This window comes from Agrobacterium pusense, from assembly GCF_900102105.1.
GTDB lineage: Bacteria > Pseudomonadota > Alphaproteobacteria > Rhizobiales > Rhizobiaceae > Agrobacterium > Agrobacterium pusense.
In genome coordinates this window covers 630,377-646,448 of sequence record NZ_FNBB01000001.1, presented here as the reverse complement: position 1 = coordinate 646,448, position 16,072 = coordinate 630,377, and the positions used below count along the sequence as shown (strand labels likewise).

General features: G+C 60.2%; 13 protein-coding genes. All 13 read left to right on the top strand.

The annotated features are described in order from the left end of the window. Positions 1–31: 31 nt before the first annotated feature. The 13 genes from BLU28_RS03220 (at position 32) to olsA (ending at position 16,046) form a co-directional block, all read left to right on the top strand. A complete protein-coding gene (locus BLU28_RS03220; protein WP_077986584.1) occupies positions 32–2,278 on the top strand; it encodes a hybrid sensor histidine kinase/response regulator in 2,247 nt (748 codons plus the stop codon). Positions 2,279–2,372: 94 nt separating this feature from the next. After that, positions 2,373–3,254 carry a l-ornithine N(alpha)-acyltransferase gene (gene olsB, locus BLU28_RS03215; RefSeq protein ID WP_077986585.1) on the top strand — a complete coding sequence of 294 codons (882 nt, stop codon included), beginning with the start codon at positions 2,373–2,375 and terminating at the stop codon, positions 3,252–3,254. Between the two features lie 189 nt (positions 3,255–3,443). Then, positions 3,444–6,095 (top strand): DNA mismatch repair protein MutS, encoded by a 2,652-nt coding sequence (gene mutS / locus BLU28_RS03210; RefSeq protein ID WP_077986586.1) that lies wholly within the window; start codon positions 3,444–3,446, stop codon positions 6,093–6,095. A gap of 95 nt (positions 6,096–6,190) precedes the next feature. Continuing rightward, entirely contained in the window at positions 6,191–9,019 is a 2,829-nt protein-coding gene (locus BLU28_RS03205) for a [protein-PII] uridylyltransferase (protein ID WP_077986587.1), read from the top strand. Between the two features lie 7 nt (positions 9,020–9,026). Further along, positions 9,027–10,616: a murein biosynthesis integral membrane protein MurJ gene (gene murJ / locus BLU28_RS03200; protein WP_077986588.1), complete on the top strand. Its 1,590-nt coding sequence runs from the start codon at positions 9,027–9,029 to the stop codon at positions 10,614–10,616. Continuing rightward, the gene (locus tag BLU28_RS03195; RefSeq protein ID WP_077986589.1) at positions 10,616–11,020 is read left to right on the top strand and encodes a VOC family protein; all 405 of its coding nucleotides are present in this window, start codon (positions 10,616–10,618) and stop codon (positions 11,018–11,020) included. The genes murJ and BLU28_RS03195 overlap by 1 nt, the downstream gene beginning before the upstream one ends. Positions 11,021–11,123: 103 nt before the next feature. Next, positions 11,124–12,188 (top strand): tryptophan--tRNA ligase, encoded by a 1,065-nt coding sequence (gene trpS / locus BLU28_RS03190; protein WP_004439588.1) that lies wholly within the window; start codon positions 11,124–11,126, stop codon positions 12,186–12,188. Between the two features lie 113 nt (positions 12,189–12,301). After that, positions 12,302–12,793 (top strand): universal stress protein, encoded by a 492-nt coding sequence (locus tag BLU28_RS03185; protein WP_003503758.1) that lies wholly within the window; start codon positions 12,302–12,304, stop codon positions 12,791–12,793. Positions 12,794–12,937: 144 nt separating this feature from the next. Then, complete coding sequence (locus tag BLU28_RS03180; RefSeq protein ID WP_006698903.1) at positions 12,938–13,501, top strand: NifU family protein; 564 nt, start codon at positions 12,938–12,940, stop codon at positions 13,499–13,501. Between the two features lie 17 nt (positions 13,502–13,518). Then, positions 13,519–14,187 carry a tRNA (adenosine(37)-N6)-threonylcarbamoyltransferase complex dimerization subunit type 1 TsaB gene (gene tsaB / locus BLU28_RS03175; RefSeq protein ID WP_077986590.1) on the top strand — a complete coding sequence of 223 codons (669 nt, stop codon included), beginning with the start codon at positions 13,519–13,521 and terminating at the stop codon, positions 14,185–14,187. Between the two features lie 43 nt (positions 14,188–14,230). Then, positions 14,231–14,725, top strand: coding sequence for a GNAT family N-acetyltransferase (locus BLU28_RS03170; protein ID WP_077986591.1), 495 nt, complete (start codon positions 14,231–14,233; stop codon positions 14,723–14,725). A gap of 64 nt (positions 14,726–14,789) precedes the next feature. Beyond that, positions 14,790–15,218, top strand: a complete 429-nt coding sequence (locus BLU28_RS03165) for a Fur family transcriptional regulator (protein WP_004439602.1) — start codon at positions 14,790–14,792, stop codon at positions 15,216–15,218. 30 nt (positions 15,219–15,248) lie between these two features. Continuing rightward, entirely contained in the window at positions 15,249–16,046 is a 798-nt protein-coding gene (olsA, locus tag BLU28_RS03160) for a lyso-ornithine lipid O-acyltransferase (RefSeq protein WP_077986592.1), read from the top strand. The last annotated feature ends 26 nt before the right edge of the window (positions 16,047–16,072 follow it).

Here is a 16,072-nt window from a genome sequence, read left to right as displayed (position 1 = left end):
ATCAAAACCGCTGCCGTGGTAGCGGTTGCCTATGAGCGAACTGGCAAAACTTCGGCAAAAAGTCTCGGATGGCCTTGGCCTGGCTGCCACGGCGGTGCAGCCTGCGGATCGTCTCGATACGACGGCACGCCCTGCAGATGAAGGACATGCGACCGGTACCGGGTCGATTGCGCTCTATGTCGCCGTGTCGTTATCGGTGGGGGCTTTTTCCGCTGCCCTTATCGCGCTTGCAGTGCCTTATGCTGTCACTGTTGCGATGGCGATCTTTTTCGGCGCAGTGCTCGTCGGTGTCCTTTTCCATGCGCTCTTTGATGAGTCTTTGCATCGGCCCGATGCCCTGGTTGCAGAAGCAGATCTCCGGCTGCGCCAGACGCAAAACCGGTCTCTGATTGCCGAAATGCAGGAGTTCATGGGCGATATAGTCGTGATCCGCGACATGAACCGGCGTATTGTCGAGGCGAATAGAGTGTTTCGCGAAATGACCGGCTGCACGGCCCCGGAAGGGTTGAGCTGCGAGGAAATCGGCATCGCTTTCCGCCCGGGCGAAAAGGTCCACGCTTATGATGTGGAGATCGCGACCCCGTTCGGCCAGCGCATCTTCTCCTGGCATGATGTCGTGACCCGCGATCTGGCAAGCAGCCGTCTTCACATCAGCAGCATCGCCCGAGATGTGACTGAGGAGCGGCTTGCACTTGCCGAAAGGGAAGATGCCCGCCTGCGCGCCGAAAAGGCCGAGGCGGAAAAGGCGAGGCTGCTTGCCACAGTAAGTCATGAAATCCGCCTGCCGCTTTCCGGCATGCTCGGCATGAACCATCTTCTGTCGCAGACGAAACTCAGCGACGAGCAGCGCAACTATCTCGATGGCATGCGGCAATCCGGCCAGTCGCTGGTGCAGCTGGTCGAGGATCTGCTGGATTATTCGACCATGGAGGCTGGCCGCTTCAGGCTCAATCCGCGCGCGGAGAACCTGCGGCGGCTGATTGAGAGCATCGTTGAGATGCTCGCCCATCGCGCCCATGAAAAAGGTATAGAGATTACATCCTTCGTTGCGCCTGAAGTACCCGATCATCTCGATTTCGATCCGGCGAGGCTGCGTCAGGTCCTCTTCAATCTCCTCGGCAATGCCGTCAAATTCACGCGGGAAGGCGGCGTCGTCATCCGGGCGCGCATGATCGGTGACGAATTGCACATCGCCGTCGAAGACACCGGCCCGGGCATGAGCCGGGCGGAACAGGCCCGTATTTTTGGGGAATTCGAACAGGCTGGCCCGTTGTCGCAGCGAAGCGCAGGCACGGGCCTTGGACTTGCGATCTCCGCCCGTATCGTGCGGGAATTCGGCGGCCGTCTCACGGTTTCCAGCCGCAAGGGCAAGGGTAGCACTTTCAAGCTGGCGTTTCGCCCGGGAGGCGCGCCTGCCGAAATGGCGGATCCGGCGCGGCGCCATTGCCTGCGACATACAAATGTCCTGCTCGTCGCACCAAGGGGCGTGGCGGCAGCGGTCACGATGGAGGCGATCGAGGCCTTCGGCGGGCAATGCACACTTATCCATCAGCCTGAAGATCTGGAAAAGCTGAGGAAGAGTTCCGCCATCGGGACCGCCCCCCTTACCGATGTCATCGTCGACCGGCGCATTTCGCCGTTGTTCAAAGATGCACTGAAGGATTGGCCGGACGGCAATGTCCGCCGCACGCTGCTCGTCAGCCCCGAAGAGCGGCCGTCGACAATGCATGTGGCCTTCGACGCGTGGTTGATCCGGCCGCTGCGGGAAAAATCCCTGATCGACGTATTGTGCGGTCGTCTGCGCGGCATAGAGCGACGGGACGCCATCAACGACAACCACCCGGATGTGGGATTTTCCTCGCGGGTGGTGGAGGGAGCGAGCGGTATCGAGATACTCGTGGCGGAAGACGATGCTGTTAATCAGCGCATCATCCGCGCCGTTCTGGAAAAAAGCGGCTATATCGTCCGCGCCGTCGGGGATTTTGTGGCGTTGCGGCAATCTCTGGAGCAGGGCGTATCCCGTTTGCCTGATCTCATAGTCTCCGACCTCAACATGCCGGGCGGCGACGGGCTCCAAGCGCTCCCTGACCTCCTCCATATGCTGCAGGGCGAAAGAAATATTCCTGTCATCGTGCTCAGCGGCGATACCAGTGACTCGACCGCCGAAGTCCTGCTGAAGGCTGGTGTTGGCGCGATTTTGACGAAACCTGCCGACCCGCGACGGCTGGTTGAGGAAATCCGTCGTCTGCTGGAGGCGAAACGCCTGTCGCTATCGTAAATTGGCAGACTCGCTCTGGCTGCATTTTGTCACTATTCTGTCGTTAAATAGTGATTTATGACAGGAAAATTCTTTGGTGGCGGAGCGATTCCCCATGGTTGCCGAAATCCTCAATCACGACATTTGTGAAAACAATGTTGTCATTACTCCTCGTCCGGAGACAGCTCAGGACAATGAGGGCCTTTTCGGTCGCATCGGCACGCTGGAAACCCGGCTTGCCAGAAATGAACGCGAGATTGATGCTGCGCAGTCCGTACGGTACCGGGTGTTCGTCGAGGAGATGAAGGCAAGGCTTCCGGTAGAAGCGATGCGGCGCCAGCGCGACTTCGACGCCTGGGACAGTGTGTGTGACCATCTGCTCGTGCTCGACAAGTCGATCGAGGGCGACAGCGAAGATCAGATCGTCGGCACCTATCGCCTGCTGCGTCAGGAAGTCGCGCTCACCAATAATGGCTTTTATTCCGCCAGCGAATTCGACATCGCCGGTCTCGTTGCGCGCCACCCGGGCAAGCGCTTCATGGAGCTTGGCCGCTCCTGCGTGCTGCCGGAATATCGTACCAAGCGCACCGTCGAGCTTCTGTGGCAGGGCAACTGGTCCTACGCCGTCAAACACCGGATGGACGCCATGATCGGCTGCGCCTCCTTCCCGGGTGTGCAGCCGGAAGCACATGCGCTCGCCTTGTCTTTCCTGCACCATAACTGCCTTGCGAAGGGGGAGTGGGAGGCGGTTGCTCTTCCTGAGCTCTACCATGAAATGGACCTCGTTCCGGCAGAAGCCCTGAACGCCCGCAAGGCGCTGAACGCCATGCCGCCTCTGATCAAGGGTTATATGCGCCTCGGCGCCATGTTCGGCTCCGGCGCAGTGGTAGACCACGCCTTCAACACGACCGACGTGCTGGTGGTGCTGCCGGTTTCGTCGATCGCCGGCCGATACATCAGCTATTATGGCGGCGAGACCGAACGTATCAACGGCTGAGCGGGTTCTGCGTAGCCGGAGGGGATGTTCCTGTGGGCAGCGGTACCGTGCGTGTTGTCTTGAGGTAGCCATTCCCGTTAGTGTCAGCGCTCCTTTTCCGCAACACGATATGACATCGGCAGGCCATTGACGGACGTTCTGACAACCGCTTCCCTGATCTCGGAAGAGAGCCGTGCGACGGCCACTCCGATGATGGAGCAATATATCGAAATCAAGGCGAACAATCCCGGTTCGCTGCTGTTCTACCGCATGGGCGATTTTTACGAATTGTTCTTTGACGATGCGGTGGAAGCTTCCCGCGCTCTCGGTATCACGCTGACGAAACGTGGCCAGCATATGGGTCACGATATTCCCATGTGCGGCGTTCCCGTCCATGCTGCGGATGATTATCTCCAGAAGCTCATCATGCGCGGCTATCGCGTTGCCGTCTGCGAGCAGGTCGAAGACCCGGCCGAGGCGAAGAAGCGCGGATCGAAATCCGTGGTAAAACGCGATGTGGTGCGGCTTGTCACGCCTGGCACGCTCACCGAAGAAAAGCTGCTTTCGCCAACGGAATCCAACTATCTGATGGCGCTTGCTCGTATTCGCGGCAGTGCGGAGGCACAGTTCGCGCTTGCCTGGATTGATATTTCCACCGGCGTCTTCCGTCTGGCGGAAACGACGCTGACGCGGCTTCTTGCCGATATCTGGCGTATCGACCCGCGCGAGCTGATCGTTGCCGACAGCCTGTTCCACGACGAGGAATTGCGGCCGGTGTTCGATATGCTGGGCCGCGTGGCGGTGCCGCAGCCGGCCATTCTGTTCGACAGCGCTACGGCTGAAGGGCGGATCGCGCGTTACTTCAACGTCTCGACGCTCGATGGTTTCGGCACGTTTTCGCGCGTGGAAATGGCCGCGGCCGCTGCCGCCGTTGCCTATGTCGAAAAAACGCAGATTGCCGAGCGCCCGCCGCTCGGCGCGCCGGAACGCGAAAGCGCTGCCTCCACGTTGTTCATCGATCCCGCCACCCGAGCCAATCTGGAACTGGTGAAGACGCTCTCGGGTGAGAGGGATGGCTCGTTGCTGCATGCGCTGAACCGAACGGTCACCGGCGGCGGTGCGCGGCTTCTCGCCGAGCGGCTGATGTCACCCTTGACCGATCCGGAGAGGATCAATGCCCGTCTCGACGCGGTTGCTTATCTGATTGACGATGTCTCCCTCTGCGACGGTCTGCGCGATGCGCTGAAGCAGGTGGCCGATATGCCGCGCGCGCTTTCCCGCCTTGCGCTGGAGCGCGGCGGCCCGCGCGATCTCGGCGCGATCCGGCAGGGCTTGGCGTCGGCCGAGAGAATTGCCGCCATTCTCGATCAGGGGCTGTTGCCGGAGGAGCTTGCCTCAGCCCTTGCGGATCTGAAAGCCTTGCCGAGCGGGCTGGAAGCGATGCTCGGCTCGATGCTGGCCGACGATCTGCCGCTTCTGAAGCGCGATGGCGGCTTCCTGCGTGAGGGCGCCAATCCCGAACTCGATGAGGTGCGGGCGCTGCGCGATCAGTCGCGTCGGGTGATCGCCGGCCTGCAGCTGCAATATGCCGAGGAGACCGGCATCAAGTCGCTCAAGATCAAGCATAACAACGTGCTGGGCTATTTCATCGAGGTGACGGCGGGCAATGCCGATGTGATGACGGCGACCGACGAGGCGAAGGCCCGCTTCATCCACCGCCAGACGATGGCCGGTGCCATGCGTTTCACCACCACCGAGCTTGCCGATCTCGAAAGCCGCATCGCCAATGCTGCTGCCGAAGCCCTCACCATGGAGCTGGAAGCCTTCGAACGGATGGTCAAGGCGGTGGTGCAGCAGGCCGACGCGATCAAGGCCGGCGCGCTGGCGCTTGCGGTCATCGATGTCGCCTCGAGCCTCGCCTATCTCGCAACCGAACAGGCCTATTGTCGGCCGATCGTCGACGCCTCCATGACCTTTTCGATCAAGGGTGGGCGACACCCGGTTGTAGAACAGGCGCTCAGGCGGCAGTCAGCTGGGCCCTTCATCGCCAACAATTGCGACCTATCGGCGGTCAATGGCGGCAAGAACGGCGCGATCTGGCTGCTCACCGGTCCCAACATGGGCGGTAAATCGACCTTCCTGCGCCAGAATGCGCTGATCGCCATCCTTGCGCAGATCGGTTCCTTCGTGCCGGCGGAAGCTGCCCATATCGGCGTTGTGGACCGGTTGTTTTCGCGTGTCGGCGCGTCTGACGATCTGGCGCGTGGCCGCTCGACCTTCATGGTGGAGATGGTGGAAACTGCCGCCATCCTCAATCAGGCGACGGACCGCTCGCTGGTCATTCTGGACGAGATCGGCCGGGGCACGGCGACCTTCGACGGACTTTCCATCGCCTGGGCGTCGGTGGAGCACCTGCATGAGGTCAATCGCTGCCGTGGCCTTTTTGCCACCCACTTCCATGAGTTGACGGTGCTCTCGGAAAAACTCGGCCGCCTTTCCAATGCCACGATGCGGGTGAAGGAGTGGGAAGGTGACGTCATCTTCCTGCACGAAGTCGGACCGGGCGCTGCGGATCGTTCCTACGGCATTCAGGTCGCACGGCTTGCGGGCTTGCCGGCTTCGGTGGTGGAACGCGCCCGCGAGGTGCTGACGAAGCTCGAAGATGCCGACCGCAAGAACCCGGCAAGCCAGCTGATTGATGATCTGCCGCTGTTCCAGATCGCGGTTCGCCGCGAGGAAACGCGCAAGGCAGGACCATCAAAGGTGGAGGAAGCCCTGAAAAGCTTCAATCCGGACGAAATGACACCGCGTGAGGCATTGGACGCGCTCTATGCGTTGAAGAAAGAACTTGGCAAGGCTTGAAGGCATAGAGTGCCTGTCCATAGCCTCTGAAACTCTTTATAGGACACTCCCATCGCAAGCGGTGGGGTTCCCACAGGACATGGATAACGGCATAGATGGCCATCAAGGACCTGGATTTTTCCGACATTCTCGATGTATCGGCGCTGAAGCGAGACTGCGACGTCATCTTCAAGGAAGACGGCAGACGCATAGCCGATATCAAGTCCGATTTACTGCCGATCTTCCGCAAGGCCAGTACGGAAGGCCGGGAAAAGGCCAGGGAACTGCTCAAAGCCGATGGCAGCGGTATTGATTGCGCCCGTCGCATCTCCTGGCTGCAGGATCGGCTGATCGAAACGCTCTATGATCTCTCCTGCCAATACGTCTATCCGAAAGATGCGCCACAGATCGCTGTCGCCGCGGTTGGCGGTTATGGACGCGGCACGCTGGCGCCGGGATCGGATATCGACCTCCTGTTCCTGCTTCCCACCAAGAACACGCCTGACATGCACAAGGCCGTGGAGTTCGTGCTCTATCTCCTCTGGGATCTCGGCTTCAAGGTCGGCCACGCCACCCGCACCGTGGATGAATGCATTCGGCTTTCCAAATCCGACATGACGATCCGCACCGCCATTCTGGAGGTGCGGGCGATCTGCGGCAAGAAGTCCCTGACCGACGATCTCGAAAAACGCTTCGAGTCAGAAGTCGTCACCGGAACTGGCCCGGAATTCATTGCCGCCAAGCTCGCCGAGCGTGACCAGCGCCACCGCAAGGCCGGCGATACGCGTTATCTGGTGGAGCCGAACGTCAAGGAAGGCAAGGGCGGCTTGCGTGACCTGCACACGCTGTTCTGGATTGCCAAATATTATTATCACGTTCGCGACACGGCCGATCTGGTGAAGCTCGGTGTCCTGTCGAGATCCGAACTGAAGCTGTTCGAAAAGGCCGATGATTTTCTCTGGGCCGTCCGTTGCCAGATGCATTTCATCACCGGCAAGGCGGAAGAACGCCTTTCCTTCGATATTCAGCGCGAAATTGCCGATGCGCTGAACTATCAGCCGCGCCCCGGCCTTTCCGCCGTCGAGCGCTTCATGAAGCACTATTTCCTCGTGGCGAAGGATGTCGGCGATCTGACCCGCATCGTCTGCGCCGGGCTGGAAGACAGGCAGGCGAAGGACGTGCCGGGCCTTTCCGGCGTGCTCAGCCGCTTCGCCCACCGCGTTCGCAAGATTCCGGGTTCCGTGGAATTCGTCGAGGACCGGGGGCGCATCGCGCTCGCGAAACCCGACGTCTTCAAGAACGACCCGGTCAATCTCATCCGGCTCTTCCATATCGCCGATATCAACAATCTCGAACTGCACCCCGATGCCTTGCGCGTGGTCACCCGTTCGCTTTCGCTCATCAATGACGAGCTGCGGGAAAACGAGGAAGCAAACCGGCTTTTCCTGTCGATCCTCACCTCGCGGCGCGATCCGGCGCTGACATTACGGCGCATGAACGAGGCCGGCGTGCTCGGCAAATTCATCCCCGAATTCGGCAAGATCGTCGCGATGATGCAGTTCAACATGTACCATCATTACACTGTCGATGAGCATCTCATTCGTTCTGTCGGCGTGCTGTCGGAAGTGGATAAGGGAACGGCTGTCGATGCCCATCCGCTCGCCAATCAGTTGATGCCCGGCGTCGAGGAACGCGAGGCGCTTTATGTGGCGGTACTGCTGCACGATGTCGCCAAGGGCCGGCAGGAAGATCATTCGATCGCCGGTGCCCGCGTCGCCCGCAAGCTCTGCCAGCGCTTCCGTCTCACCGGCAAGCAGACCGAAACCGTCGTTTGGCTTATCGAGCAGCATCTTCTGATGTCCATGGTTGCCCAGACGCGTGACCTGCACGACCGCAAGACCATCACCGATTTCGCCGACAAGGTGCAATCCATGGAGCGGCTGAAGATGCTGCTCATCCTGACCGTCTGCGATATCAGGGCTGTCGGTCCGGGTGTGTGGAACGGCTGGAAGGGACAGCTGCTGCGCTCGCTCTATTATGAGACGGAACTGCTTCTGTCCGGCGGTTTCTCGGAAGTTTCGCGCAAGGAGCGCGCGCAGATTGCCCGGCAGGCGCTCTACGACGCCCTTGATGACTGGGGCCAGAAGGCGCGGCGCAAATACACCAAGCTGCATTACGAGCCTTATCTCCTGACGGTGGCGCTGGAAGATCAGGTGCGACACACCCGCTTCATCCGCGAGGCGGACAAGCAGGAAAAGGCGCTCTCGACCATGGTGCGCACCCATTCCTTCCATGCCATTACGGAAATCACGGTGCTGGCGCCCGACCATCCGCGCCTGTTGTCGATCATAACGGGCGCATGCGCTGCAGCTGGCGCAAACATTGCCGACGCCCAAATCTTCACCACCTCCGACGGGCGAGCTCTGGATACGATCCTGATCAACCGAGAATTTCCGATCGATGAAGACGAGATGCGGCGCGGCAACAATGTTGGCAAGCTCATTGAGGAGGTACTTTCCGGCAAGCAGCGCCTTCCGGAAATGATCGCCACGCGCACCAAGAGCCGAAAGAAAAAGAGCGCCTTCACCATTCCGCCTTCGGTTACCATCTCGAATGGTCTGTCAAACAAATTCACCGTCATTGAAGTCGAATGCCTCGACCGGCCGGGCCTTCTGGCTGACATGACGGCTGTCATCGCCGACCTGTCACTCGACATTCACTCCGCCCGCATCACGACATTTGGTGAAAAAGTCATCGATACCTTCTACGTCACTGATCTCTTCGGTCAGAAGGTGACGAATGACAACCGGCAGGCCAGCATCGCGCAACGTTTGAAGGCGGTCATGAGCGAGCAGGAAGACGAATTGCGCGACCGCATGCCAAACGGCATCATCGCCCATCCAGACGTGGCGGCGCTGCCGGCCGCGCGCACGGCAAAGGCTTGAAAGTCCCATGAGTCTCATCGGCAAGTTCGCCACAGTCGGCACAGCCACGCTCGGCAGCCGCATCTTCGGCTTCCTGCGTGAAACGCTGATGGCAGCCGCCGTCGGCACCGGGCCGGTGGCGGATGCTTTCAACGCCGCTTTCCGCTTTCCCAATACCTTCCGGCGGCTTTTCGCCGAGGGTGCATTCAACTCTGCCTTCGTGCCGCTTTTCGCCAAGGAGATCGAGGCGAACGGCATGGAAGGCGCACGGCGTTTCTCGGAAGAGGTCTTCGGCGTCCTGTTCACGGTGCTGCTGGCCTTGACGATCCTGATGGAACTGTCGATGCCTTTCATCGTGCGCACGGTGATTGCTCCCGGCTTCGTCGATGACCCGGTGAAGTTCGAAAACACCATCCACCTTGCCACCATCATGTTCCCCTATCTCGCCTGCATGTCGCTGGCGGCGATGATGGGCGGCATGCTGAACTCTCTGCACCGTTATTTTGCGGCTGCTATTGCTCCCGTTTTCCTCAACATCATTCTCATCGGTGTGCTCGCGCTGGCATGGTGGAAAAATTACGATCCGCTTCAGGTCGGTTACGCGCTCTCGTGGGGCGTGATGGTGGCAGGTCTTGTGCAGCTCGCCATCGTCTGGATTGCGGTGCGCAATGCCGGCATGCGCATTGGTTTCCGCAGACCACGGCTGACCAAGAACGTGCAGCGGCTTCTGGTCCTTGCCCTGCCGGCAGCCATCACCGGCGGCATTACCCAGATCAATCTGCTCATCAACACCAACATCGCTTCCGGCGGCGAAGGCGTCATATCCTCGCTTGCCTATGCGGACCGAATCTATCAACTGCCGCTCGGCGTCGTTGGCATTGCCGTTGCCACGGTGCTCCTGCCGGAACTGGCGCGGGCGCTGCGCGGCGGCCATATGGTGGAGGCCGGAAGCCTGCAGAACCGCTCGGTCGAGTTCGTGCTGTTCCTGACCCTGCCCGCCGCGGCCGCTCTTCTCGTCATGGCCGAACCCATCGTTCGTTTCCTGTACGAGCGCGGCAATTTCTCGCCCTCGGCCACCTTCACCGTTGCGCAAATTCTTGGCATCTACGGTCTGGGCCTGCCGGCTTTCGTGCTCATCAAGGCCTTTATTCCGGGCTTCTTCGCGCGCGAGGATACTCGTACGCCAATGATTTTCGCGGCGATTTCGGTTGTCGTGAACGTCTCGCTGGCACTGACGCTTTTCCCGCGTCTTGGCGGCCCGGGCATTGCCATTGCCGAAATCACCGCCGGCTGGGTGAATGCCGCCCTGCTGTTCGGCATGCTTTTGTGGCGCGGTCACTGGCACCTGGATATTCCGCTACTCACCCGTATCCCGCGCCTGCTCCTGGCCGCGGCACTGATGGCCGTATTTGTGCATTATGCGCTGACGTGGCTTACCTTCGAGCTGTCTTCCGCCTCGTCCATTTTCGTGCGGGCCGGCACGATCATGGGCCTCGTCTTTGCCGCCATGCTGGTTTATTTCGTCCTGGCTTTCGTGTCTGGAGGTGCCGACATCGGCATGGTGAGGCGGGCCGTCCGCAAGCGCGTAAAAAAGAACGTCGAGACGGAGGCTGGCTGATGTCCTTTGCTGAAAACCGCCGCATCGCCCTCGTTACCCTCGTGGTTGATGAATACGATCGGGCGAAGACGTTTTATTGCGATGTTCTCGGCTTCGAGTGCCTCTCCGATCAGCCACTGGACGACGGCAAGAGGTGGCTGGTGGTCAAGCCGCGGGGCGCTGACGGTGGCGCCCTTCTGCTCGCCGAGGCCGATGGTGAAGAGCAGCGCCTTGCCATCGGCAACCAGACCGGCGGCCGTGTCGGATTTTTCCTGCATACCGACAATTTCCAACGCGATTATGAGACGATGCTTGCCCGCGGCGTGCGCTTTCTGGAACAGCCTCGCCATGAGGTTTACGGTTCCGTTGCGGTCTTTGTCGATCCCTATGGAAATCGTTGGGATCTTCTGGAGCCGCGCGGCTGACAGGCCCTGAAAGCGCTTGATTGCGAGGGGCTGCGGGTGCATAAGCGCGCGTGCAATTCCAATCACGGGGCGGGGCCCTCCACAAGCCTTTTCGAGGACGACAATGAACGCATTCAAGCCGCTGGTTTTCTCGGGCGTCCAGCCGACCGGCAATCTGCATCTCGGCAATTATCTCGGCGCGATCCGCAAATTCGTGGCGCTGCAGGAAGATAATGATTGCATCTATTGCGTCGTCGACATGCACGCCATCACCGCCCAGCTCGTTCACTCGGACCTGAAGGCGCAGACCCGCTCTATCGCGGCCGCCTTCATCGCTTCGGGCATTGATCCGGTGAAGCATATCGTCTTCAACCAGTCGGCCGTGCCGCAGCACGCGGAACTGGCCTGGGTGTTCAACTGCGTGGCGCGCATCGGCTGGATGGAGCGCATGACGCAGTTCAAGGACAAGTCCGGCAAGAATGCCGAACAGGTGTCGCTCGGCCTCCTTGCGTATCCGAGCCTAATGGCTGCCGACATTCTCGTTTATCGTGCCACCCATGTTCCTGTTGGTGACGATCAGAAACAGCATCTGGAACTCGCCCGCGACATCGCCCAGAAATTCAACATCGATTTCAGCGACCATATCCGCAAGGCGGGCCTCGGGCTCGATATAACGGTCGGCGATGAGCCGGTACACGCCTATTTCCCGATGGTGGAGCCGTTGATCGGCGGTCCGGCCCCGCGCGTGATGTCGTTGAAGGACGGCACCAAGAAGATGTCGAAGTCCGACCCGTCCGATCTGTCGCGCATCAACCTGATGGATGATGTCGATGCCATCTCGAAGAAGATCAAGAAGGCAAAGACCGATCCTGATGCGCTGCCGAGCGAAGTGGAAGGCCTCAAAGGTCGCCCCGAGGCCGACAACCTCGTTGGCATCTATGCCGCGCTTTCCGACAAGACGAAGGCCGACGTTCTTTCCGAATTTGGCGGACAACAGTTCTCGGCTTTCAAGCCGGCCCTGGTCGAGCTCGCGGTGAATGTGCTGGCCCCCGTCAACAATGAGATGCGTCGCCTTCTCGATGACCCGACCCACATCGACGCAATCCTCAAGCAGGGCGGCGAACGGGCGGGCGCCATTGCCGAAAAGACCATGAACGAGGTGCGCGACATCATTGGCTTCCTGCGCTGACAGGTCGCCGCTGCTCGAATGCGTCGGGTGGTTTGCGCCTGTCGTGATTTGATATAATCTCCGCCCGAACCGTCGGGCGGTTTACGGATCACGGCGGACCTAGGGAGTGCAGAATGGTTTCAAAACGGCTGTCGCGTCTGGAAGGGCATCGGCGCAAGTTTCTTGCAGTTATCGATGACACGCCGGAATGCGAGAGGGCCGTGCACTATGCCGGTCGTCGCGCCAAAAACTCCAATGGCGGACTGGTGCTGCTTTACATGATCCCGGAAGGCGATTTCCAGCAATGGCTTGGCGTCGAGCAGATCATGCGGGCCGAGGCGCGCGAGGAGGCGGAAGCCACGCTTGCCAAGATCGCCCAGAAGGTGCGCGAGACGATCGGCATCGAGCCGGAAGCGGTGATCCGCGAAGGCAGCGCCACCGAGCAGATCCATGGGCTGATCGAGGAAGACCGCGATATCGCCATTCTCGTTCTGGCGGCGGGATCGACGAAGGAAGGTCCGGGACCGCTCGTTTCCTCCATCGCCGGGCGAGGGGCAGCCTTCCCGATCCCCGTCACCGTGTTGCCGGATACTTTGTCCGATGAGGAAATCGACGCTCTCTGCTGATCCGGTTTCGGGCGAGATTCAGGGCCTTACGATTTCTTGAATGTAATTATCATGTCAGGGCTTGAAGTGTAGCTTCGCCGGGCGTATTTTTTGGAAGAATTCTAAATTGCGGGGCGTGAACGGCGACCTCGAAGGAGACAGACGATGTTCATTCAGACGGAAGCCACGCCGAACCCGACAACGCTGAAGTTCTTGCCGGGCAAGGTCGTGCTCGAAAGCGGAACGGTGGAGTTCCTCAACCCGTCGCAGGCCCAGGCTTCGCCGCTGGCAGAGCGCCTCTTCATGATACCGGGTGTGACCGGCGTTTATTTCGGTTTCGATTTCATCACCGTCACCAAGGACGGCGCGGAATGGCAGCACCTGAAGCCCGCCATTCTGGGCGCGATCATGGAACACTTCATGTCCGGCCGCCCGATCATGGGCACTGCCATTGCGGCCGAAGTATCGGATGAGGAAGGCGAGTTCTTCGAAGAGGGTGATGAAACCATCGTCGCCACCATCAAGGAACTGCTGGAAACCCGCGTCCGTCCCGCCGTGGCGCAGGACGGCGGCGACATCACCTTCCGCGGCTTCCGCGACGGCACGGTGTTCCTGAACATGAAGGGCGCGTGCTCGGGCTGCCCATCCTCCACCGCCACGCTGAAGCATGGTGTTCAGAATCTGCTTCGCCATTTCGTGCCGGAAGTGCGCGAAGTCGAAGCGGTATAATGCTGTAAAGCCAGATCATGATTGTTCTCGCACTCGACACCGCAGGTGTGGATTGTTCCGCCTGTATCTATGACAGCACCTCGGACAGGGTGCTTGGAGAAGTCTGCGAAACAATTGGAAAGGGCCATGCCGAAAGGCTTATGGCCGTGATCGATGGAGCCTTGGAGCAGGCGCAACTGTCGCTGCGGAATGTCGGGCGTATTGCCGTGACCATCGGCCCCGGGTCCTTCACGGGCATCCGGGTCGGTGTTGCCGCGGCGCGCGGTTTTGCCCTGTCGCTCGGCGTCGAGGCCGTCGGCGTCACCACGCTAGAAACGCTTGCCCTGCATCATCTGCTGCAAAACCCCGACCGGCCAGTGGCGGTCGGTCTGGATGCCAAGCGTGGCGAAACCTATCTCCAGACATTCGGCATGGACGGATTACCATTCAACGAGGCGGCGCTTCTGTCTCTGGATGACGCCAAGAGTGTTCTTTCCGGTTTTAATGGTTCCGTCATCGGCTCCGCCGCGCCGCTGTTTGCAGGAGAGGAAAGCGGGTCCGGGCCGGACCACTTTCCGATTGCCTCCGTTGCCCGTGCTGGCGCGCGCAAGCCGGAAGGGCAGGCGAAACCGGCACCGCTTTATCTGCGTGGGCCGGATGCCCGGCCACAAACCGGTTTTGCGCTGGCACGTCAGGACGTTGCCTGATACGGCATGCATGAGTGCATGTTTCTGATTCCCGATTCCTGTTATGTTTGACGAATATCTAAGCTGGAAGCCCTATTTCGAGATCGTGCCGATGCAGCATGAGGATTGCGCCGCGGTTGCGGAACTGCATTCACTGCGCTTTCCGCGCCCGTGGAACGACGGGGAGTTTTCGGGACTGCTGACGCAGGGATCGGTTTTCGGTGCCGTTGCCCGGCAGACAAACGCCTTTTTCAGCAAGCCGCTCGGTGGATTCGTGCTGGCGAGGGAAGTGGCGGGCGAAGCTGAAATCCTGACCGTGGCCGTTGCCGACAAGTTCGCACGTGCGGGTCTCGGCTGGCGTTTGATGCAGTCGGCCATCCGCGAGGCGATGATGCGCGGCGCAGAAACCATGTTCCTTGAAGTTGATAATAACAACGCGTCCGCTCTGGATCTTTACAGGAAGCTCGGGTTCAAAACCGTCGCGGAACGCAAAGCCTATTACACGGCCAAGGATGGAACGAAGTCGACGGCGCTTGTCATGCGCCGCGATCTTCGCTAGTTCCCTGCGACAGGCATTTTTTCGGCGAAAGCCGCAAACCGGAATTCTCAAAAGGCCATAAGACGTGACAGACCTTTCGAAAACGCTGGAGGAGCTTTGTGCCGAACGCGGTATGCGGATGACCGACCAACGCCGTGTCATCGCCCGCGTCCTTCAGGAATCGGCCGACCATCCAGATGTCGAGGAGCTTTACCGCCGTTCCTCCGCCGTGGACCCGCGCATCTCGATTTCCACCGTCTATAGAACGGTGAAGCTGTTCGAGGATGCCGGCATCATCGAGCGTCACGATTTTCGCGACGGCCGTTCACGCTACGAGACCGTGCCTGAAGAGCATCACGATCACCTGATCGACCTGAAGAATGGCGTCGTCATTGAATTTCACTCGGCCGAGATCGAAGCTCTGCAGGAGAAGATCGCCCGCGAACACGGCTTCAGGCTCGTGGATCACCGGCTGGAACTTTACGGCGTGCCATTGAAGCCTGGCGAGCACTGAGACGCCGGTGAACAAGCGGGCGTTCCCATCATGATGTGGCTGCGGACAGCCTATATTGCGGTCGTACTCCTGATCGTCACGCTTGTTTTGCTGCCGCTTCAACTGCTGGGCCTTACCTTCGACTGGCGGCTCCGCCGCCGCATTCCCCGCGTCTGGCATCGTATCGCCTGCCATGTTCTCGGCATACGCGTGCATGTCCACGGGGAAGTGGAGCGGGCAAAGCCCTTAATGCTCGCGGTCAATCACGCCTCATGGAAAGACATCCTCGTTTTGGGCAGCATTGCCGACGTGGTGTTCATCGCCAAGACCGAGGTGCGCGACTGGCCGGTTTTCGGCTGGCTCGCGCGGCTGCAGAAAAGCATCTTCGTTCAACGCGAGCAGAAACGCAGCACCGGCATGCAGGTGAGCGAGATCGCCAGCCGCATGGCCGATGGCGAGATCGTTGTCCTCTTTCCCGAAGGAACCACCTCGGACGGAAACCGCATGCTGGCCGTCAAATCCTCCCTCTTCGGTGCGGCGTCCACCGCCGCAGAACAGGTACAGGGCAAGCTTGTTTATGTCCAGCCGGTCGCCATCGCCTATACGCGGCTGCATGGCATGGCGATGGGGCGCTACCATCGCGTCATCGCCGCCTGGCCGGGCAGCATCACGCTCGTGCCGCATCTGCTCGGCATCATCAAAGCGGGCGCCATCGATGTCGACGTGACATTTGGGGACAGCGTCCCGTTCCACAGCACCGACAACCGCAAGCGACTGGCGACCGATATCGCCGCCTCCATCCGCTCAATGCTGGCCTTCAGCCTGCGCGGCGGCTGGCGGAATTCGTGAGATCGTAGCTTTTCCGGCATTTTTCT